At 53.9% G+C, this 20,587-nt stretch carries 17 protein-coding genes and 1 other annotated feature; all 17 genes read right to left on the reverse strand.

Annotated features, from left to right (window positions below; genetic code table 11):
- Position 1 precedes the first annotated feature (1 nt).
- Positions 2-778, reverse strand: coding sequence for a hypothetical protein (locus KNP95_RS10015; RefSeq protein ID WP_214836913.1), 777 nt, complete (start codon positions 776-778; stop codon positions 2-4).
- A 94-nt stretch (positions 779-872) separates the two neighbouring features.
- A complete protein-coding gene (locus KNP95_RS10020; protein WP_214836915.1) occupies positions 873-3,524 on the reverse strand; it encodes a valine--tRNA ligase in 2,652 nt (883 codons plus the stop codon).
- 55 nt (positions 3,525-3,579) lie between these two features.
- Positions 3,580-3,800, reverse strand: a binding site (T-box leader).
- A gap of 47 nt (positions 3,801-3,847) precedes the next feature.
- Positions 3,848-5,152, reverse strand: a complete 1,305-nt coding sequence (gene hemL, locus KNP95_RS10025) for a glutamate-1-semialdehyde 2,1-aminomutase (RefSeq protein WP_214836917.1) — start codon at positions 5,150-5,152, stop codon at positions 3,848-3,850.
- On the reverse strand, positions 5,149-6,129 hold the full coding sequence (hemB, locus tag KNP95_RS10030) for a porphobilinogen synthase (RefSeq protein WP_214752645.1): 981 nt from the start codon (positions 6,127-6,129) through the stop codon (positions 5,149-5,151). Before hemB ends, hemL begins: the two co-directional genes overlap by 4 nt.
- Entirely contained in the window at positions 6,126-6,791 is a 666-nt protein-coding gene (locus tag KNP95_RS10035) for a uroporphyrinogen-III synthase (RefSeq protein ID WP_214836919.1), read from the reverse strand. Before KNP95_RS10035 ends, hemB begins: the two co-directional genes overlap by 4 nt.
- Complete coding sequence (hemC, locus tag KNP95_RS10040) at positions 6,784-7,701, reverse strand: hydroxymethylbilane synthase (protein ID WP_214836921.1); 918 nt, start codon at positions 7,699-7,701, stop codon at positions 6,784-6,786. The genes KNP95_RS10035 and hemC overlap by 8 nt, the downstream gene beginning before the upstream one ends.
- Before the next feature lie 60 nt (positions 7,702-7,761).
- The gene (hemA, locus tag KNP95_RS10045) at positions 7,762-9,105 is read right to left on the reverse strand and encodes a glutamyl-tRNA reductase (protein WP_021066849.1); all 1,344 of its coding nucleotides are present in this window, start codon (positions 9,103-9,105) and stop codon (positions 7,762-7,764) included.
- Between the two features lie 184 nt (positions 9,106-9,289).
- Entirely contained in the window at positions 9,290-10,468 is a 1,179-nt protein-coding gene (locus KNP95_RS10050) for an AI-2E family transporter (protein ID WP_214836924.1), read from the reverse strand.
- A gap of 114 nt (positions 10,469-10,582) precedes the next feature.
- The gene (gene yihA / locus KNP95_RS10055) at positions 10,583-11,179 is read right to left on the reverse strand and encodes a ribosome biogenesis GTP-binding protein YihA/YsxC (protein ID WP_021066847.1); all 597 of its coding nucleotides are present in this window, start codon (positions 11,177-11,179) and stop codon (positions 10,583-10,585) included.
- Between the two features lie 3 nt (positions 11,180-11,182).
- Positions 11,183-13,483, reverse strand: a complete 2,301-nt coding sequence (lon, locus tag KNP95_RS10060; protein WP_021066846.1) for an endopeptidase La — start codon at positions 13,481-13,483, stop codon at positions 11,183-11,185.
- A 70-nt stretch (positions 13,484-13,553) separates the two neighbouring features.
- On the reverse strand, positions 13,554-14,822 hold the full coding sequence (gene clpX / locus KNP95_RS10065; protein ID WP_021066845.1) for an ATP-dependent protease ATP-binding subunit ClpX: 1,269 nt from the start codon (positions 14,820-14,822) through the stop codon (positions 13,554-13,556).
- Positions 14,823-15,032: 210 nt separating this feature from the next.
- The gene (tig, locus tag KNP95_RS10070) at positions 15,033-16,325 is read right to left on the reverse strand and encodes a trigger factor (protein WP_021066844.1); all 1,293 of its coding nucleotides are present in this window, start codon (positions 16,323-16,325) and stop codon (positions 15,033-15,035) included.
- Between the two features lie 88 nt (positions 16,326-16,413).
- Positions 16,414-17,319, reverse strand: a complete 906-nt coding sequence (locus KNP95_RS10075; protein ID WP_214836928.1) for a hypothetical protein — start codon at positions 17,317-17,319, stop codon at positions 16,414-16,416.
- A 541-nt stretch (positions 17,320-17,860) separates the two neighbouring features.
- The gene (locus tag KNP95_RS10080) at positions 17,861-18,373 is read right to left on the reverse strand and encodes a metallophosphoesterase family protein (RefSeq protein ID WP_214803015.1); all 513 of its coding nucleotides are present in this window, start codon (positions 18,371-18,373) and stop codon (positions 17,861-17,863) included.
- Positions 18,374-18,378: 5 nt separating this feature from the next.
- Complete coding sequence (locus KNP95_RS10085; protein ID WP_214836931.1) at positions 18,379-18,969, reverse strand: XTP/dITP diphosphatase; 591 nt, start codon at positions 18,967-18,969, stop codon at positions 18,379-18,381.
- Complete coding sequence (gene rph / locus KNP95_RS10090) at positions 18,966-19,715, reverse strand: ribonuclease PH (RefSeq protein WP_029595858.1); 750 nt, start codon at positions 19,713-19,715, stop codon at positions 18,966-18,968. The genes KNP95_RS10085 and rph overlap by 4 nt, the downstream gene beginning before the upstream one ends.
- Positions 19,708-20,514 (reverse strand): glutamate racemase, encoded by an 807-nt coding sequence (gene racE / locus KNP95_RS10095; RefSeq protein WP_031200117.1) that lies wholly within the window; start codon positions 20,512-20,514, stop codon positions 19,708-19,710. The genes rph and racE overlap by 8 nt, the downstream gene beginning before the upstream one ends.
- Positions 20,515-20,587 lie beyond the last annotated feature (73 nt).

The following is a 20,587-nucleotide window of genomic DNA, read 5'->3' on the forward strand; positions in this document are numbered from 1 at the left end:
TTTATTCTTTAATTGGAAAATCCACCGACCACGCCTCCGGTAGCGAGTCCGAAAGGTCGAGCAACACCTCTTCCGACACATTGCCCGTCACGACGATGAGCTTGCCCTGGTCTACGTAAAACAAGCCGTTCCCTTCCGGTTGATTCAAGCGATACCGCTCATTTGAATCGTCTCGCCGGTCAATCAATTCTCCGTCTGCCACACTGGACGCATCGGTCACTAAAATCGTGATGCATTGCGTCTCATCATACAACGTCCACATCTCCACCGGCCGCTCGAGCTGACTCATCTCGAAGTTGGCGACAAACAGCTCTTCTTCAGGCAAGTCCAACCCGTGTCGGACTTTTTCGGCCGCCTCGGGAATCGTAAAGTTTTGAATCCCGTGCAACCCCCACTCCTCGTCCCGTGAATAGTTGAATACGCCGAACGAATCGTCGCGGTTTGGTAACTTAATGGCAATGAGCCCGAGATCATCGATGACGGTTTCATAGATTACACCGTCTTTCGATGGTCGCTCGGACGTGCCATCTGTATATTGAAGCGTGTATTGGGACGTGACCGCATCGACTAGTCGAACGGTCCCTTTCGGCACGTCCTCAATCATCGAGCCGAACACTTCTTTGTCCGTCGTTACGGGAATATCCTTGGAAGACGTCTCTTCTGCACTTTCATTAATTGTCACTCCTGATTCCGTCGGTTCGATCGGTTCAGCTCGTTCCGCCACACACCCACTCAGTCCCATCACTGCCAAACTTAACATCATTCCGATTCGTCTCATGTCACACCACCTTTATATCGTCTCCTCTCCTAAATTCCACCAAACGACAAAAAAACCTTCTTCGGAGAACAAGTCTCCAAAGAAGGTTGATTCATTATTTACGCAACTCTTCCAAACGCGCACGGACTGCGTCACGTTTGTCGAGGTAGTCTTTCTCTTTCGCCTTCTCTTCGTCGATGACGTGAGCCGGTGCCTTGCCAGTGAAGCCTGGGTTGCCGAGTTTCTTCTGAACGCGCTCGACTTCCTTCTCGTACTTCGCCACTTCTTTTTCAAGACGGGCGATTTCTTCCTCAAAGTTGATGAGGTCAGCGAGTGGGATGAACAGTTCCGCACCCGTCATGATGGCTGACATCGACTTATCAGGAGCCGTCAAGCCACGTCCGATTTCGAGCTCGGTCGCGTTCGTGAACTTGCCGATTGTCGTTTCGTTCGCGCTCAAGTAATCTTGTGTCGCCTCATCCGACGTCGAGATGAAGAGCTGAATCGGTTTCGACATTGGGGCGTTCACTTCCGAACGGATGTTACGGACCGAACGGATGACGTTCATGACCGCTTCGAACGCTGGTACCGAGTCCGCGAAGTGGAGCTCGTCGCGGCGTGTCGGGTAGCACGCACGGACAATCGAGTCGCCTTCGTGCGGCAAGTGCTGCCAGATTTCCTCTGTGAGGAACGGCATGAACGGATGCATGAGACGCATGATTGAGTCGAGCGTGTACGCGAGCACTGAACGCGTCGTCGCTTTCGCAGCCTCGTCCTCACCGTAGAGCGTGAGTTTCGCCATCTCGATGTACCAGTTACAGAACTCTTCCCAGATGAAGTTGTACAAGTAACGGCCGGCTTCGCCGAACTCATACTTGTCGACGAGACGTGTCACTTGGTCGATTGTGTCGTTCAAGCGAGTGAGAATCCACTTGTCAGCGAGCGTCTTCTCACCTGACAAATCGATCTCCTCATACTTCATGCCGTCCATGTTCATAAGGGCGAAACGGCTCGCGTTCCAAATCTTGTTCGCGAAGTTCCATGTCGATTCGATTTTCTCCCAATAGAAACGAAGGTCGTTCCCTGGTGTCGATCCCGTAAGGAGGAACCAGCGGAGCGAGTCCGCGCCGTATTGGTCGATGACTTCCATCGGGTCGACGCCGTTACCGAGCGACTTCGACATCTTGCGGCCTTCCGAGTCGCGGATGAGACCGTGGATGAGCACGTCGTTGAACGGCTGCTTCCCAGTGAACTCGAGCGATTGGAAAATCATGCGCGATACCCAGAAGAAGATGATATCGTAACCCGTGACGAGCGCGCTCGTCGGGAAGTAACGTTTGAAGTCTGCTGAGTCCGTGTCCGGCCAGCCCATCGTCGAGAACGGCCAGAGCGCTGACGAGAACCATGTGTCGAGCACGTCCTCATCTTGGTGCCAGTTCTCACTGTCCGCCGGTGCTTCTTTGCCTACATAAATCTCACCTGTCTCGTTGTGGTACCACGCCGGGATGCGGTGGCCCCACCAGAGTTGGCGGCTGATACACCAATCGCGGATGTTCTCCATCCAGCGGAGGTATGTGCCTTCAAACCGCTCAGGGACGAAATTGACTTTCGTGTCATCATGTCCTTGTGCTTCGAGCGCTGCTTTCGCGAGCGGCTCCATGTCGACGAACCACTGTTTCGAAAGATACGGCTCGATGACCGCGCCTGAACGTTCCGAGTGACCGACCGAGTGCGTGTGCGGCTCGATTTTGACGAGCGTGCCGTCTGCTTCTAGGTCTTTGACGAGTTGCTTGCGGCATTCGAAACGGTCGAGCCCTTCGTACTTGCCAGCATTCTCGTTCATCTTGCCGCCTTCGTCCATGACGAGGATGCGCGGGAGCTCGTGGCGGTTCCCGATCTCGAAGTCGTTCGGGTCGTGCGCCGGTGTGATCTTGACGCAACCTGTACCGAACTCCATGTCGACGTAGTCGTCAGCGACGATCGGAATCTCGCGGTTCATGACCGGAAGCATGATCGTCTTGCCGACGAGGTGCGCGTAACGCTCATCTTTCGGGTTAACGGCAACGGCCGTATCGCCGAGCATCGTCTCCGGACGCGTCGTCGCGATCTCGATGTGGCCTGAGCCATCAGCGAGCGGGTATTTCATGTGATAGAACGCGCCTTCGACTTCTTGATAGATTACTTCGATATCCGAAACGGCCGTCTTTTGCGCCGGGTCCCAGTTGACGATATATTCGCCGCGGTAAATCAAGCCTTTCTCATAGAGGCGGACGAACACTTCCTGGACCGCTTTCGAGAGTCCTTCGTCGAGCGTGAAGCGCTCACGTGAGTAGTCGAGACCGAGGCCAAGTTTTGACCATTGGGCACGGATCGTATCGGCGTACTCGTCTTTCCATTCCCACGTCTTCTCGAGGAACTTCTCGCGTCCGAGGTCATAGCGCATAATGCCGTCCTCACGGAGCTTCTGTTCGACTTTCGCTTGTGTCGCGATCCCGGCGTGGTCCATCCCTGGGAGCCAGAGGACGTCATAGCCTTGCATGCGCTTGAGGCGCGTCAATAAGTCTTGGAGCGTCGTGTCCCACGCGTGTCCGAGGTGAAGTTTCCCTGTTACGTTCGGTGGCGGGATGACGATCGTGTACGGCTGTTTTGAATCGTCCTCGTCTGCTTTGAATACGTCGTTCTCTAACCAGTAGTCATACCATTTCGCTTCCGTCGCACTTGGATCGTACTTCGTCGGCATGGTGATTTCGTTTGTCTCGTTGGCCATATGCCCAACCTCCTCTAATAATGTGGACAAAAAAACGGCTACTCTCGTCCTTAACGCTAAGGACGAAAGAAGCCGTATCTTCCGCGGTACCACCTTAGTTCGCCAACAGGTGGCGCCCTCAAAATCGAATAACGGTCGATGGACCGGACCTTCCTACTTCGTTCAAAAGGTCAGCTCCGAGGCGACTTCCGCACCATCCTTCGCGGCCTCGCACCAAGCGGCCGCGTCTCTGAAAAAGGATGTTGATTGCGTACTATTCCTCATCGTAGCTTTTGTTCGTATCTGTTAAACAATTGTAGCGACAGAAGCTGTTTCCGTCAAGATTACAATGAAAACTCTTGTTGCAGCTCTTTGAACGTCGCGTCGACCGCTGCGAGCGTCAAGTCGATATCTTCGTCCGTGTGAACGGTCGAGAGGAACAATCCTTCGAACTGTGACGGTGGCAAGAACACGCCGCGCGCCGCCATCTTCTGATAGTAAGCACGGAACAAGTCGAGGTTCGCCGTCTTCGCCTTCTCGAAGTTCGTCACTTTCTCGTTCGTGAAGAAGAATCCGAACATCGAGCCGGCCCGGTTCGTGTCGTGCGGGATGTTATACTTCTCGGCCGCTTTCGTATAGCCTTCAGCGAGACGGTCCGCTTTGCGTTCGAACTCGGCGTAGTGCTCAGGCTTGAGTTGCGACAAGGTCGTGTAGCCGGCGATCATCGCGAGCGGGTTCCCTGAGAGCGTCCCTGCCTGGTAAATCGGTCCTTGTGGCGCGATTTGTTCCATAATCTCGCGTTTCCCGCCGTAGGCACCGACCGGAAGGCCGCCGCCGATGACTTTCCCGAGGCACGTCAAGTCCGGCGTCACGCCAAAGTAGCCTTGGGCACAGTTATAGCCGACCCGGAATCCGGTCATGACCTCGTCAAAGATGAGGAGTGAGCCATACTGTTCTGTGATCTCGCGGAGTCCTTCAAGGAATCCAGGTTGCGGTGGCACGAAGCCCATGTTGCCGGCCGCCGGTTCGACGATGACACCAGCGATATCGTCGCCGAACTTCTCGAAGGCGATGCGGAGGGCATCCAAATCGTTATATGGCACCGTGAGTGTCTGGCTCGCCAAGTCTTTCGGCACGCCCGGTGAGTCCGGGAGACCGAGTGTCGCGACGCCTGATCCGGCTTTGATGAGGAGCGAGTCGCCGTGACCGTGGTAGCAGCCTTCGAACTTCAAGATTTTCGTCTTGCCCGTGTAGCCGCGTGCGAGGCGGAGTGCCGCCATCGTCGCTTCCGTACCCGAGTTGACCATGCGCACCATCTCGATTGATGGGACGCGCTCGATGACGAGCTCGGCCATTTTTGTTTCGAGCTCGGTCGGTGTCCCGAACGTCCAGCCTTTCTCGGCTTGCTCTTGAATCGCCTTCGTGACGACAGGGTCGCGGTGGCCGAGGATGAGTGGTCCCCATGAGAGGACGTAATCGATATATTCGTTGCCATCGATATCGTAGACGCGTGAGCCTTCACCGCGTTCAGCGAAGATTGGCGTCATGCCGACTGATTTATAGGCACGGACCGGGCTGTTCACCCCGCCCGGCATGAGCGGACGTGCTTGTTCGAACGCCACTTCTGAGCGTGTTTGTTTGTAGGTCATGCGTAGTCTCCTTCCAAATAGCGACAGACGTCTTTTGCGAAATATGTGACGATGAGGTCCGCACCGGCCCGTTTGAAGCCGACCATCGTCTCCATGACGATGCGTTGCTCATCGACCCAGTCGTTCAAAGCAGCCGCTTTGACCATGGCGTACTCTCCGCTCACGTTATACGCCACGATCGGCATATCGAGCGAATCGCGCATGTCACGGATGATGTCCATGAACGCGAGCGCTGGTTTGACGATCATGAAGTCGGCGCCTTGCTCGACGTCCGATTGTGATTCGCGGAACGCTTCACGGCGGTTGGCCGGGTCCATCTGATAGCCTTTGCGGTCGCCTTCACCAGGTGCCGATTGCGCTGCGTCACGGAACGGTCCGTAGTACGCCGATGCGTACTTGACGCCGTAACTCATGATCGGGATATGGTTGAAACCGTTTTGGTCGAGTCCTTCACGGATCGCGGCGACGAAGCCGTCCATCATCGAGCTCGGCGCGATGATGTCAGCGCCTGCTTGCGCTTGCGTGATGGCCGTCTGGACGTGAAGTGGTAGCGACGCGTCGTTATCGACGTCACCGTTCTTCACGATGCCGCAGTGGCCTGTCGACGTATATTCGCACAGGCATGTGTCGGCGATGACCGTGAGCTGTGGTGCCCACTCTTTCACTTTACGGATCGCTTCTTGGACGATACCGTGGTCATGATACGCTTCCGTACCTTCCGGGTCTTTATGTTCCGGCACGCCGAACAAGAGCACCGATTGAATGCCGAGGTCGACGATCTCGTTGATCTCGTCCTCGAGACGGTCGAGCGAGAAGTTGAAGACGCCCGGCATCGAGCTGACTTCACGTTTAATGTCTGTCCCTTCGATAATGAAGAGCGGGTAAATCAAATCTTCTTTCCGAACATGATTTTCACGTACGAGTGCACGCATTGACTTCGATGAACGAAGACGACGATGACGGTCAAACTGGTTCATGAAAAATCCTCCCCTATACACTGTATTAATGCATCCATAGTATAACACTCAGGCACTCGGACCGGTAACGTCGACACTTCCCGGACGGCGCGCTCGGTCACTTCACCGATGCCATACCACGTCCCGTGGAAATGGTCGAGATATGGCGTGAGCGCCCGGACGGCGGACGGGCTGAGCACGAGGAGCGCCTCGATTCCTTCGAGCGCCTCGACTTCCGTCTCCGTCAGTTCACGGCCGATCGTCTCATAGACGACCCAGTCGTGGACGTTTTCGAGTTGCGTCATATGCGCCGTGTTCGCCAAGTCGCCCCGGGCGAACAAGACGACCTCGTCTGCTTTTACGACAGTTGCAAGGTCATGGAACAACGCCTCGCCCGTAAACGTCTCCGGCATGAGCGCGACGGTGAATCCAACGGCCTCGAGTGCTTGTTTCGTTTTCTCGCCGACGGCCGCGACTTTGACGTCACGCGGGACGTCACGGAGTGCCGGTACCGCCGTCTGGCTCGTCACGACGAGCCAATCGAATCGGCTGATTGGCATCTGGTTGTGCGTCAATCTCGTCTCGATGAGCGGGACGTGATGAACGGAAAGACCGCTCGCGGTGAGCCGGGCTCGCTGCGAAGCGGTCAGTCGTTTTGTCCCTGTGTACCAGACGTCACGCATTGACCGAGGCGAGAATTTCGCGCCCGCCGCGTCCGAGCAAATCGTCTGCTACGTCTTTCCCGAGTGCGACCGCGTCTGACGACGTCTTCGTCACGCGGAGCACTTCTTTACCGTCGACCGAGGCGATGAGGCCTGTGAGCGTCACGTTGTCGCCATCGACCGTCGCATAACCGCCGACCGGCACATGGCAGCTGCCTTCGATTGCCATGAGGAACGTCCGCTCGGCCGTTGCGGCTTTCGCCGTCACGTCGTCATGGAGCAATTGTAGAATTGCCGTCACTTCAGCGTCGTCCTTCCGGCTTTCGATGGCAAGCACACCTTGTCCGACGGCCGGGACCATCATGTCGGCGTCAAGCGCTTCGAAGTCGACGCGGTCCGTCCAACCCATGCGTTCGAGCCCGGCTTTGGCGAGCAAGATGGCGTTGAAGTTTTCTGTCTCGAGTTTTTTGAGGCGCGTGTCGATGTTCCCGCGAATCCATTGAATGTCGAAGTCCGGGCGAGCGGCGAGCATTTGGGCACCACGGCGCAGTGAGCTCGTCCCTATGACGGCACCTTCCGGGAGCGTTTCGAGCGTGTAGCCGTTCTCGCAAATGAGCACATCACGGGCGTCGACGCGTTTCGGCATGCAGCTGATATAGAGCTCTTCCGGCAACTCGGCCGGGACGTCTTTCATGCTGTGGACCGCGAAATCGATGTCCCCGGCGAGCATCTGTTGCTGAATCTCTTTGACGAACAACCCTTTGCCGCCGACTTTCGAGAGTTGCACGTCGACGATTTGGTCCCCTTTCGTCACGATCTCTTTGATTTCGAACTCGTTTTGAGCTCCGGCTTTCTTCAATTGATCGATGACCCATTTCGTCTGTGTCATCGCAAGTTGTGAGCGGCGTGAGCCGACGATAATTTTACGCATGATCGGTTATCCCCTTCATAGAAAAAGGCGACGAGATCCGCCGCCTTTTTTTGTTTTGTATTAGCGCATCAAGGCGCGAAGTGGTGCTTTCGCTGACATCGCTTCGGCTTCTTCCGTTTCCGGTTCGGCGTCAGGGACGTCGACATCCAGACCGAACGTCTCCACGAACTGATTGATGCGTGTGTTCGCATCCGGTTGAGCGGCGGCGTCTTTGATGTAATCAATCGGTTCACGAAGCATCTGGTTGATGATTGACTTCATGTGCTTGCCGATGACTTTTTTATCGCGGTCCGACAGATGATCGAGCTTGCGCTCGAGGCTTTCCATCGTCTCTTCTTGAATGTTGAGCGCACGGGCGCGCAATTCATTCATGATCGGCACGACACCGAGCGTGATGAGCCAAGTTTGGAACTCTTGAATCGCCTCATCGATTTTGATTTCAATCTTTTCGGCTTCAATGAGACGGGCCGCCAAGTTTTTATTGACGATGCCGTTCAAGTCATCCACATCGAACAAGTGGACGCCCGGAAGCGCCCGGACCGCTGGATCGATATCTCGCGGCACGGCAATGTCGATTAACAACAGTGGACGTTCCCGGCGGAGCAATTGAGCTGCGGCGACGTCATCATAGGCGATGACCGCTTCTTTCGCACCGGTCGAGCTAATTAAAATATCGGCGTCAAGCAAGCCGCAAGCAATCTCACGGATCGAGTGGGCCCGGCCTTTGAACTTGTCAGCGACCGCTTTCGCTTTGCTCTCGGTCCGGTTAAAGACGGCAATCTGTTTCGCACCGGCCTCGAACAAGTTGAGCGTCGTCAACTCGCCTGTCTCACCCGCACCGACGACGACGACTTGTTTGTCATCGAGCGACGAATACATTTCCTGGGCGAGCGTGACTGCTGCCGCGCTGACCGATACCGACATTTCCCCAATTTGCGTGTCAGTATGGGCGCGTTTGGCGAGCGTCACGGCTTCTTTGAACAGTTTGTTGAACACTGTTCCCGTCGTCCCGTTCTCTTGGGCGCGGAAGAAGCTCGATTTCACTTGTCCTAAAATCTGTGTTTCCCCAATGATCATCGAATCGAGTCCAGACGTGACACGGAACAAGTGGCGAATCGCCTCTTCTCCCTCACGAATCGATAAATACGGTGTGAATTGGTCCATCTCTAAATCAAACCAGTTGGCTAAAAACCGTTTTGTATAATAGCGTCCTGTGTGGAGCTGGTCGGTGACGACGTATAGCTCCGTCCGGTTACACGTAGACAAAATAACCGATTCAAAAATGCTTTTCTCTTCGCGAAGTGCAATCATCGCATCCACGATTTCTTGCTCCCCAAACGAGAACTGCTCCCGAATCGCGACAGGGGCTGTCTTGTTATTTAGTCCAACGACGACAATATGCATGTATCTCTTCCCCTCATCCAAAATCCACCGACGGTTGTCTTTTCTATATCAATCTCTACCGTACATTATAACAGTTCTTATCTGTGAACTATAATCTTCTGTTTGATTTTCCTGAAATAAAATAAGAATTTTTTGTGACAGAAAAAAGTAGAAACGGACATGACGACCATTTCTACTTGTTCCATCAATTAAAAGTTTTCGGATCGGTGATGATTGTACTCTCTTGTTTCTTTTCCTCTTCTTCCGCTTCGAGATAATGCTTCCGTTCCCTCAGCTTGTAGATGCGGACGATGTTTTTCACGACGACTTTTGCCACCGCGTAGAATGGGACCGCGATAAGCATCCCGATAATCCCGGCCAAGTTCCCGGCGACAAGTAAGACGATGATGATCGTCAGCGGGTGGACCTTGAGCGACTTGCCTTGGATGAGCGGCGAGATGACGTTCGATTCGATCTGTTGGACGATGATGATGACGACGATGACCCAAAGCACTTTAATCGGATCTTGGATGAAAGCGACGACAACGGCCGGTGCCGCACCGAGGAACGGTCCGACGTACGGGATGATGTTCGTCACCATCATGAAGAGCGCGAGTAGAATGGCATAGTCGAGTCCGATAATCCATAATCCGATGAGCGACGTGATTCCGACGAAGAACGCCACAATCAACTGGGCATGGACGTAGTTTTTAACCGTCGTATGCATGTCATGCAAAATTTTACGTGTCTCCGTCTCATAACTCGACGGCAACAACTTCACGATTGAGTCCGGAAGACGTTTCCCGTCAAGTAACATATACAAAAGCATGAATGGAATGACGACGATTGTGATGACGGCCGACGTGATGAAGCCGACAAGACGACCGAACGATGACGCGACATTCCCGAAGACGTCTCCGAGATACGACGTCACGTTGTTCGTGAAGTCGGTGAACATATCGTCATTCTCGGCGATGAAGCGTGACAAGAACTCATTTTGCATGAGCGAGTCACGAACGGCGAACGCCTGTACCTGCAATTCCTTGGCAATGCTCGGCATCGCGTTAACGAGTGACGTCACCTGCTCCGCGAGTACTGGGCCAAGGATGCTGAAGACGAGCGTAAAAATCAACACGAGTCCACCTAGCGTAATCCCGACGGCGAGCGGCCGTTTGCCGTCCATCCGTTTTTCTAAGAAATCGACAATCCCCACTAAGAAATAATAAAAAAGTCCGGCAATGATGAGCGGTACCGTGACGAGCGCCAAAATGACTTGGATTGGTTGGAACACGAATGAAATTTCCGTCCCGACCCAGATGACCAAGAAAATCGTCAGCGTCCAAAATAAAAAGCGGTACCATTTGTTCTGAAACATGATTTGCATCTTTCCACCTCGTTCTCTATTCTCTTGTCTTATGTAATTAGGACAATTATACGATAATTACCCGCTCTCGTAACCCTGAAAACAAAAAAGACGAGGGGTTGCCCTCGTCTTCGGTCAATCTTCTTCGCGTGTCAATAAATCGTAAATCGCTTTCCACGCTTCGTCTTTGCCTTCTGCCGTCTCCGCCGAGAACGCGACGAACCGGTCAGTCGATTCAAATTGAAGCTTGCGTTTGACGGCCGCTTCATGTTTTTGACGCTGCGCTTTTTTGATTTTATCGAGCTTCGTTGCCACGACGATGACCGGAATCTCGTAATGCTTCAAGAAGTTGTACATCGTCACGTCGTCACTTGACGGCTCATGACGGATATCGACCAACAAAACGACGCCGCGAAGCGCGCTCTGTGACGTCAAATATTGCTCCATCATGATGCCCCACTTCTCGCGCTCCGTCTTTGAGACTTTCGCGTAGCCGTAGCCCGGGACGTCGACGAACATGATTTCATCGTTGATGTTGAAGAAGTTCAGCGTCTGCGTCTTCCCTGGCTTCGAAGAAGTCCGTGCGAGTGCTTTGCGCTGACAAATCTTGTTGATGAACGATGACTTCCCGACGTTCGAACGTCCGGCGAGTGCGACTTCCGGTAACTCGTGAATCGGGTAATGGTCCGGTGCGACGGCACTCGTGACAAATTCTGCTTTAGTGATTTTCATTATTTAATTTCCTCCAAATGCTACTTCTAATACTTGATCGAGCGTCGTGACCGGGACGAACGTCAGTTTCTCACGGACGGTGTCTTGAATGTCATCGATGTCACGCTCATTGTCTTTCGGAATGACGATGGTCGTCAAGCCGGCTCGGTGTGCGGCGAGCGCTTTCTCTTTCAATCCACCGATTGGCAGGACGCGGCCGCGGAGCGTGATTTCCCCGGTCATCCCGATGTCACGGCGGACTTTCTTCCCGGTCAACGCCGAGATGAGCGCCGTCGCGATCGTAATCCCCGCCGACGGACCGTCTTTCGGGACGGCACCTTCCGGCACGTGGATATGCACGTCTTGGCGCTCATAGAACGTCGGGTCAATCCCGAACCGTTCCGCGTTTGAACGGACGTAGCTATACGCCGTCTGCGCCGACTCTTGCATGACGTCACCGAGTTTCCCCGTCAACTGGAGCTTGCCTTTACCAGGTGCGAGTGCAACTTCAATCGTGAGCGTGTCGCCCCCGAACGCCGTGTAAGCGAGTCCGGTGACAGCACCGATCGAGTCTTCCGTCTCCCCTTTGCCGTAGCGGTACTTCGGTTTCCCAAGGTAGTCGCCGAGGCTCTTCAATGAGACGGTGACGCGTTTCTTCTCGCCGATGGCGATTTGCTTCGCCGCTTTCCGGCAAAGTGAACCTATGACGCGTTCCAAGTTCCGGACACCGGCCTCACGCGTGTAACGGCGAACGACTTCGTAAAGTGCGTCCTCTTTAATCGTGAGCTGGCTCTTCTTCAAGCCGTGCTCTTTATACTGTTTCGGTACCAAGTGACGCTTGGCGATCTCGACTTTCTCGAGTTCCGTGTAGCCGCCGATTTGGATGAGTTCCATCCGGTCAAGGAGCGGCGCCGGAATTTGCGAGACGTCGTTCGCCGTCGCGATGAAGAGCACGTTCGATAAGTCGAACGGTTCCTCGATATAGTGGTCCGAGAACGAAACGTTCTGTTCCGGGTCGAGCACTTCGAGCATAGCCGACGCCGGGTCACCCCGGAAATCGGACGCCATCTTGTCGATCTCGTCGAGCAAGAACACCGGGTTTTTGCTCTCGGCCTGTTTCAAGCCACGGATGATGCGGCCTGGCATCGCCCCGATATACGTGCGACGGTGCCCACGAATCTCGGCCTCGTCACGTACCCCACCGAGCGAGACACGGACGAAGTGACGTTCGAGCGCCGACGCGATCGAGCGGGCGAGTGACGTCTTCCCGACCCCTGGAGGTCCGGCGAGACAAAGAATCGGCCCACGGAGTGAATTCGTCAATTGACGGACGGCCAAGTACTCGAGGATCCGGTCTTTCACCGACTCGAGCCCGTAGTGGTCGTCATCTAACACATCGGCGGCATGTTTGACGTCGAGTTTATCTTCCGTCTCGATGCCCCACGGGAGCGAGGCGATCCAGTCGAGATAGTTGCGGATGACGGCATATTCAGGTGACGTCGCCGGGACGACGTTCAACCGCTCGGCTTCGCGCATGACGTTTTTCCGTGTCGTCTCAGGCAAATCGAGCGCCTCGAGTTTCTCACGGAGACGGTTCGGTTCAGACTCTTGCGACTGGTCGCCGAGCTCTTGCTGAATCGTCTTCATCTGTTCGCGCAAATAGTACTCTTTTTGTGCCTGTTCGATCGTCTTCTTCGTCCGTTCGCGCAACTCTTGCTCGAGCTCGATGATCTCGACCTCGTGCGTCATAATCTCGAGCAGCTCTAAGCCGCGTTTGACGGCGTCCGGTTCTTCGAGCATCGCTTGGCGGATATCGACGTCGACGTCGAGCTTCGACGCGATATAGTCAGTCAACGACTCGAGCCGTTCATACATCTCGAAACGACGACGCTCGTCCGGTGACAATCCTTTGATGGACCCGACGAGTTTTCCGAACTGTTCTTTCAATAAGCGCACGAGTGCCGTCCGCTCGACTTCTTCCCCTTCGACGAGTTCAAGTGGCTCGACGTCTGCGAACCAGCCTTCCTTCGTCTCTTCGATCGAGTTGATCTTGACGCGTTCTTTCCCGACCAAGCGGACGCGGACTGTCTCGTTCGACAGCTCGCTCATCTTGGCGATATGGACGCGTGTCCCGATCGCGTACAAGTCTTCCGGTTCAGGTGATTCTTTCCCCGTCTCTTTTTGTGTCACAACAATCAAATCTGTCTCGTGTTCCTTTGCGGCAAGGAGTGCTCGTAGGGAGAGCGGACGCCCCACGTCGATTGTCACTCCGATGAGCGGATACACCACGACTCCACGCAAAGGAAGGATTGGTAATTGTTCCATTACAACGCCTCCTGTGCAAAAAGGCCCAAAACTCGGATGTGCCGAGTGTTTGAGCCTTTTTCGTTCAAAATTATGCTGTCTCTTTATTGTCGCCTGTCTGTTCGACAGTACCATCGCGAAGTACGTATTTCGGACCGGCAAGACCCGTAATCGTTTCATCCGTGATGATGACTTTCTCGATATCGTCGCGCGATGGGACAGTGAACATCACATCGAGCATCATTTCTTCGATAATCGAGCGGAGACCGCGTGCGCCTGTCTTACGTTTAATCGCAAGTTTGGCGATTTCAACCAACGCCTCGTCTGTGAACGAGAGTTCGACATCGTCGAGTTCGAGCATTTTCTCGTACTGACGAACGAGAGCGTTCTTCGGCTTCGTCAAAATCTCGACGAGTGCTTCTTCGTCAAGCGTCGTGAGCGTCGCCATAACCGGTAAACGACCGATGAATTCCGGAATCAATCCGAACTTCTGAAGGTCTTCCGGAAGCGCGCGGGCGAGCAAGTCTTCTTGCGTCAACTCGCGGTTTTCTTGATCGTTCCCAAATCCGATGACTTTCTTCCCGATGCGGCGTTTGACGACCGCTTCGATGCCAGCGAACGCGCCGCCGACGATGAACAAGATGTTCGTCGTATCGATTTGAATGAACTCTTGATGCGGATGCTTACGTCCACCTTGCGGCGGTACGCTTGCGACCGTACCTTCCAAGATTTTAAGAAGTGCCTGCTGAACGCCTTCACCCGATACGTCACGCGTGATCGATGGGTTTTCCGACTTACGGGCAATCTTATCGATTTCATCGATATAAATAATCCCTTTTTCAGCCTTCTCGACATCATAGTCAGCCGATTGAATCAACTTGAGCAAGATGTTCTCGACGTCTTCCCCGACGTAACCAGCTTCTGTCAAGCTCGTCGCGTCCGCGATTGCGAACGGGACGTTCAAGACGCGTGCCATCGTCTGAGCGAGAAGCGTCTTACCGCTACCAGTTGGTCCAATCATGACGATGTTCGACTTCGAAAGTTCGACATCATCAGAACGGCCGCCGGCGTTGATGCGTTTATAGTGGTTATAGACAGCTACTGAAAGCGCACGTTTGGCGCGGTCTTGACCAATGACATAATCGTCTAGGATGTTACGAATCTCTTGTGGTTTTGGAATGTCTTTAAATTCGACTTCTTCCTCCACACCGAGCTCTTCCTCAACGATTTCATTGCAAAGTTCGATACATTCGTCACAAATGTATACGCCAGGACCGGCGACTAATTTACGGACTTGTTCTTGCGATTTTCCGCAAAACGAGCACTTGAGTTGCCCCTTTTCCTCGTTAAATTTGAACATTCGGTACACCCCTTCTAAATGAAAATGGATGTAAGTGCGATAAATCGCCTATTTGTATTCCCAGGTGCGCATGCACCGTGAAAAGACATTTACATCTCTGCGTTGCAATAATTGTAGCATGAACAAATCACTTCATCAAAGATAAACACATGCAAAGTGTCGTGACGAAAAAAAGGACGACTGCTAGGCAGCCGTCCTTCTGTCATCCGATTACTTCGCTTTCCCGTTTTCAACGAGAACGTCGATCGCTTTACGGAATTTGAGATCACCTTTAAGTGTCTCGATTCCGCCTTGTGGCGCGAGCATCGTGCGGAGTTGATCCGGTGCGATGTTGTAAAGTTTAGACATTTCTTCGAGTTCTTTCTCAGCATCTTCGTCAGATACTTCGATCGCTTCTTTCTCAGCGATTGCTTTCAAGACGAGACGAGCTTTAACGCGCTCTTCAGCTTGCTCTTTCATCTCTTCGCGCATCGCTTCTTCAGTCGTTCCAGTAAGCTGGAAGTACATGTCGAGGTCGATTCCTTGTGAAGAAACACGTGTGCCGAACTCTTGAACCATGCGATCTACTTCTTGGTCAACGAGTACTGCAGGTACGTCGATTGTTGCGTTAGCTGTTGCTTGCTCGACGAGTTGGTCGCGCATTGTGCCTTCCGCTTCTTGTTTCTTCGCAGTTTCTAAACGCTCACGGATTTTCGCTTTCAACTCGTCGAGTGATGAAACTGACTCGTCGATGTCTTTTGCGAACTCGTCGTCGAGCTCAGGAACTTGCTTCGCTTTGACTTCGTGAAGTTTGACTTTGAATGTCGCTGGTTTACCCGCCAAGTTATCAGCGTGGTACTCTTCAGGGAATGTTACTTCAACGTCTTTTTCTTCGCCAGCCGTCAAGCCGACCATTTGCTCTTCGAATCCAGGGATGAATTGGCCTGAACCGATTTCGAGCGTGTAGTTTTCAGCCGTGCCGCCTTCGAATTGCTCTCCGTCAGCGAAACCTGCGAAATCAAAGACAGCTGTATCGCCGTTTTCGATTGCGCCTTCTTTGACAGCAAGCTCTGCGCCTTGCTGTTGAAGCGCGTCAAGTTCAGCTGCAACTTCTTCGTCAGTGACTGTTGTTTCAACAGCTTCGTACTCGAGACCTTTGTATTCGCCAAGCTCAGCTTCTGGCTCAACGACGAACGTTACTTTGAACGTTACAGGTTTGCCTTTTTCGAGCGTGCCGTCTACATCGATGTTTTCGAGAGCGATTGGTTCGAAACCAGCTTCTTCGACCGCACCTTGAACTGTGTCACGGTAGAGGATATCGAGCGCATCTTGATAGAGTGCTTCTTCTCCGTACATTTTGTTGAACATTGGGCGTGGCAATTTCCCTTTACGGAAGCCAGGCACGTTCAAAGTTTTGACGACATCTTTGAATGCGGCGTCGACTGCTTTATCAAAAGCTTCTGCAGGTGCTTCGTACGTGAGTACGCCTTGGCTACCTGATGTTTTTTCCCATTTTGCTGTCATGCTAAGTCCCTCCAACAATTCGTTTATACGTACAAGAATGTACAACAATCCGTATTATAGCATAAATCCGGCGACTGCACACAAGGATTTAGTCTAGAAACGCCTCGGTGAAACGCATGTCCGCCTCGAGGATTTCCGCTGCTAGGCCGTCAGTTTCCTCGTGTTGCAAGATGGCCGTTTTCGCCTGTCCGAGTGCCACCTCCACGTCAGACGCTTCTCGCGGTGTGAACGGGTAGTGCGTGTACATGTAATTCATAAGCAGTTGTGTCGCAATCTCGTCACCGTACACGACCCGCTGCAATTGATTGGTCATCGCTTCCCACGCTTGCGTATGCACGGTCGCCTCGTCTTGCGTCAATCGGTGCCGTGTCCCGAGATCGGTCCATTCGATGACCGGCAACTCGTCGAACGCTTTTTGGAGCACGATCAACTTCATCAACTTTGGACGTTCCGCGACGAGGAGCTCTTTCAAGACGTTGTCGAGGACATCGTCGATATTGAAATGGACGTGTTCAAGCGTCTCGATCTGTTCGCCGATTCCGCCTCGATGAAGGATTCGCTTCACTTTGGCAATCGCGGCCGGGAACTCGGTCAACTTCAACACTTGCAGTACTTGATGCGCTTGTGTGTTGACGTGATCGGTCTTCTCTTGCCATTCGAGATAGAGATTGATCCAGTGGGCCGCCTCGAACGGTTGGTCACGCATGATGTAATACTGGGCGATTTGAAGCCCGCCGGCTGCAGGTTCTTCTGCGACCGTCATCTGAGTCGTGACGAGTTCTTCGAGTTTCTCAAGCGTCTCCGGTTCTTCCGGACGTTCCATCAGACATTGGAATAGTTCCATGAAAACAAAGGGATCACCGGGCACTGCCTCATACCAATCCCACAGAATCGGTTCGACCCGTTGCCGTTCTCCGGCCGTGTCCGCCTCTTGAATCATCTTCTGAAGCCGCGACCAGTTCCCAGGAAACGGGTACGCTTTCTCTTTTGCCATCTCTCCACACCCTTTCCATTCATCTCCATCTTCCGTTAGGAATCGATTCGTTGTCAATCAATACCCCGAAAAACGAAAAAAGAGACAACCTCCGTGGAGGCTATCTCTATTTTAAATGGAAGTGTCCCAAGAGGGATTCGAACCCCCGACCGACGCCTTAGCTTACCACCATGGCTTTCGCCACCAACGTGTGTTGTTTGTAGTCTGGACTATATCTTCACCATTTCAGGTGCGACACGTGTAGTCTCTACGGAACCTCACGAGCAAGGTGCTCCTTCAATGGCTCTACCTCTAAAGGATGACCTTTAGTCCTTCGAACCATCTTGTCCCCGAAAGGAAATAAGTTTCCTCGGTATTACCATCAGCATGATCTGTTAAGGCTTCACCGATATAGTGTCGTCCACTCCATAGGTTTCTGTTTCCCTATAAAGGCTCCTATTTGTCTTGAAGGGCGTTGCTCTATCCAGCTGAGCTATTGGGACATTGACAAGAAAACTATAATAGAAAAATGGTTTGCTGTCAATTCCTTCTTTTCATTCCGTCACAGCTTTCCGCTCACATCGAGATCCTCGACGGCCGAACCGTCCTCAGACCGATAAAAGCGGACGTTGGCCAGCCCGTTCTCGAGATCCATCAGTACATACGTCTTGTCACTCCGTCCGCGCGGCATCCGAATCGAGCCCGGGTTCACATAGAGCACCCCGTCCTCAATCAACGCTCCGGCGACGTGCGAGTGGCCGAACAACACGACGTTCGCCCCGACCTCTTCGGCCCGATAACGCAACCGGTTCAAGTCGTACTTCACGTCGTGGTGATGGCCGTGGACGATGAGAATCGTGCCTTCAGCCGTCTCCTCGATTCGCTCGAGCGGCAAGTCGCCACCGAAGTCGCAATTGCCGCGCACGGTGTGGTACGGGAGCAGGTGCTCGTCGACGAGCGCGAGTTGCGAGTCGCCACAATGATACGCGTCGTCGATTTCTTGTTCGTGCCGATTAAAGATGATCGATAGTTCTTCTGTCAATCCGTGACTGTCACTGACTACGAGAAAACGCATACGGGTCACCCTTTCATGAACGGAATGATTTCTGCCTCTAACTTTCGTAGTGCTTGACCGCGGTGACTGACCGCCGCCTTTTCGTCGCGTTCAAGTTCTGCTGCCGTCTTATGGAGCGACGGGACGATGAAGAGCGGGTCATAACCGAAACCGTTCTCCCCGTGCGGCGCATACCCGATCGTCCCTTCAATCGTTCCGCGTACCGTCAACGTCTCCCCGGACGGTTTGGCCAAACAGAGGGCACAGATGAAGCGTGCCGTCCGGTCGGTCGCCCCGTTCAACTTCTCGAGCAAGAGGGCGTTGTTCGCCTCATCCGATTTTTCAGGTCCGGCGAAGCGGGCCGAATGAACACCCGGTGCCCCGTCGAGCGCGTCGACTTCAAGCCCCGAGTCATCAGCGAGGACAGCATGGCCGAAGAAGCGGGCCGCCTCGGTCGCCTTCAGCTCGGCGTTCGCTTCGAACGTCGTGCCCGTCTCGTCCGTCTCAGGTGCGTCCGGGTAGTCAAGCAACGATTCGACCTCGAAGCCGAGCGGCGTGAGCATCCCTTCGATTTCTACGACTTTTCCTTTATTGCGTGTTGCGACGATGAGTTTCATGTTGTCTCCTCCAATTGTTCCCCGACATACCACCACGAGGCGCCGAGCGCGTCTTCGGCCGCTTTGAATAGCGTCTCGATCCCGCTTTGGGCCATCTGGAGCATCTCGTTCATCTCGAGCAACGTGAACGTTGCTTCTTCCCCCGTCCCTTGTACTTCGACGAAGCGTCCGCTCGCCGTCATGACGACGTTCATGTCGACCTCGGCCGCGGCGTCTTCTTCGTAGTTCAAGTCAAGGAGCAGTTCGTCGGTCCGTCCGACCGAGATGGCCGCGACGCCTTCTTTAATCGGCGTGTCGTCAAGCTTGCCTTGACGGATGAGCGCATCGACCGCGAGGACGAGGGCACAGAAGCCGCCCGTAATCGAGGCCGTGCGCGTACCACCGTCCGCTTGGATGACGTCACAGTCAATCCAAATCGTCCGTTCGCCGAGCCGTTCCAAATCGACGACCGAGCGGAGCGAGCGGGAAATCAAACGCTGAATTTCCATCGTCCGGCCTGACTGCTTCCCTCGGACCGATTCGCGGACCGTACGGTTGCCGGTCGCGCGTGGGAGCATGGCATACTCGGCGTTAATCCAACCTTGCTTCTTGCCGCGCAAGAAGTTCGGGACGCGTTCTTCGACGGTCGCCGTACAGATGACTTTCGTGTCCCCGATTGAGATGAGGACCGATCCTTCCGCATGCTTGTTCACATGGGGAACGATTTCGACGGGCCGGAGCTCGTCATGGTTTCGTTCGTTACGCATCGACACCGGACACCTCTACTTTCTCCGCTCTCACGGGCTGACCGAGCCACTCTGTCGCGAGTCGGTCAAAGATGACGACGTCCCCCGTCGCATAAAACTGATGCGCCGGGACCGTGTCGAGGTCGTTCTCAAGCTCTTTGAAATCAAGGATGGCCGCCACTTCGAGCGCCGTCTCGTCACCAGATGAAATCAAATGGACGTCCGGTCCGACGACGTCTTGAATGACCGGAGCGAGCAGCGGATAATGCGTGCACCCGAGGATGAGCGTATCCATCTCGGAAGACTGGAGCGGGCGGATCGTCTCGGCGACGATGGCGCGGACACGTTCCCCGTCAAGTTCGCCGGCTTCGACGAGCGGTACGAACGGTGGACAGGCGAGCGAATACACATCGATCTCGCCGGCAACGTGCCGGAGTGCCGTCTCGTACGAGTTGCTCTCAATCGTCATCTTCGTACCGATGACGCCGATATGTTTATTGCGCGTCCCTTTGACGGCCGCGCGGGCTCCCGGATCGATGACACCGATGACCGGGATGTTGAGGCGTTTGCGCGCCTCTTTCAAGACGACCGCTGTCGCCGTGTTGCAGGCGATGACGATCATCTTCACGTTCTTGCTTAACAGGAACTCAATCAGTTCCCATGTATAGGCTTCAATCTCATCGTGCGGGCGCGGGCCATACGGGCACCGTTCCGTGTCGCCGATATAGATAATTTCTTCTTTCGGTAGTTGGCGCATCAGTTCTTTGACCACCGTCAAGCCGCCAACTCCTGAATCGAGTACTCCAATCGCTCGTTTCATGATCATCACTTCCATTCCCATCTATCTTACCAAAAAAGCCGATTCTGAAAAAGAAACGGTCTCGTGACAAACA

It is taken from the genome of Exiguobacterium sp. s36, from assembly GCF_018618345.1.
GTDB classification, from domain to species: Bacteria; Bacillota; Bacilli; order Exiguobacteriales; family Exiguobacteriaceae; genus Exiguobacterium; species Exiguobacterium chiriqhucha.

What these genes read in the sequence shown, in the direction of transcription:
- lon (WP_021066846.1), bottom strand. Translation starts at nt 13,483, where the DNA reads ATGGAACAATTACCAATCCTTCCTTTGCGTGGAGTCGTGGTGTATCCG.
- KNP95_RS10085 (WP_214836931.1), bottom strand. Translation starts at nt 18,969, where the DNA reads ATGAAACTCATCGTCGCAACACGCAATAAAGGAAAAGTCGTAGAAATC.
- rph (WP_029595858.1), bottom strand. Translation starts at nt 19,715, where the DNA reads ATGCGTAACGAACGAAACCATGACGAGCTCCGGCCCGTCGAAATCGTT.
- tig (WP_021066844.1), bottom strand. Translation starts at nt 16,325, where the DNA reads ATGACAGCAAAATGGGAAAAAACATCAGGTAGCCAAGGCGTACTCACG.
- KNP95_RS10035 (WP_214836919.1), bottom strand. Translation starts at nt 6,791, where the DNA reads ATGCGTGACGTCTGGTACACAGGGACAAAACGACTGACCGCTTCGCAG.
- yihA (WP_021066847.1), bottom strand. Translation starts at nt 11,179, where the DNA reads ATGAAAATCACTAAAGCAGAATTTGTCACGAGTGCCGTCGCACCGGAC.
- clpX (WP_021066845.1), bottom strand. Translation starts at nt 14,822, where the DNA reads ATGTTCAAATTTAACGAGGAAAAGGGGCAACTCAAGTGCTCGTTTTGC.
- racE (WP_031200117.1), bottom strand. Translation starts at nt 20,514, where the DNA reads ATGAAACGAGCGATTGGAGTACTCGATTCAGGAGTTGGCGGCTTGACG.
- KNP95_RS10080 (WP_214803015.1), bottom strand. Translation starts at nt 18,373, where the DNA reads ATGCGTTTTCTCGTAGTCAGTGACAGTCACGGATTGACAGAAGAACTA.
- hemA (WP_021066849.1), bottom strand. Translation starts at nt 9,105, where the DNA reads ATGCATATTGTCGTCGTTGGACTAAATAACAAGACAGCCCCTGTCGCG.
- hemL (WP_214836917.1), bottom strand. Translation starts at nt 5,152, where the DNA reads ATGACCTACAAACAAACACGCTCAGAAGTGGCGTTCGAACAAGCACGT.
- KNP95_RS10015 (WP_214836913.1), bottom strand. Translation starts at nt 778, where the DNA reads ATGAGACGAATCGGAATGATGTTAAGTTTGGCAGTGATGGGACTGAGT.
- KNP95_RS10050 (WP_214836924.1), bottom strand. Translation starts at nt 10,468, where the DNA reads ATGCAAATCATGTTTCAGAACAAATGGTACCGCTTTTTATTTTGGACG.
- hemC (WP_214836921.1), bottom strand. Translation starts at nt 7,701, where the DNA reads ATGCGTAAAATTATCGTCGGCTCACGCCGCTCACAACTTGCGATGACA.
- KNP95_RS10020 (WP_214836915.1), bottom strand. Translation starts at nt 3,524, where the DNA reads ATGGCCAACGAGACAAACGAAATCACCATGCCGACGAAGTACGATCCA.
- hemB (WP_214752645.1), bottom strand. Translation starts at nt 6,129, where the DNA reads ATGAACCAGTTTGACCGTCATCGTCGTCTTCGTTCATCGAAGTCAATG.
- KNP95_RS10075 (WP_214836928.1), bottom strand. Translation starts at nt 17,319, where the DNA reads ATGGCAAAAGAGAAAGCGTACCCGTTTCCTGGGAACTGGTCGCGGCTT.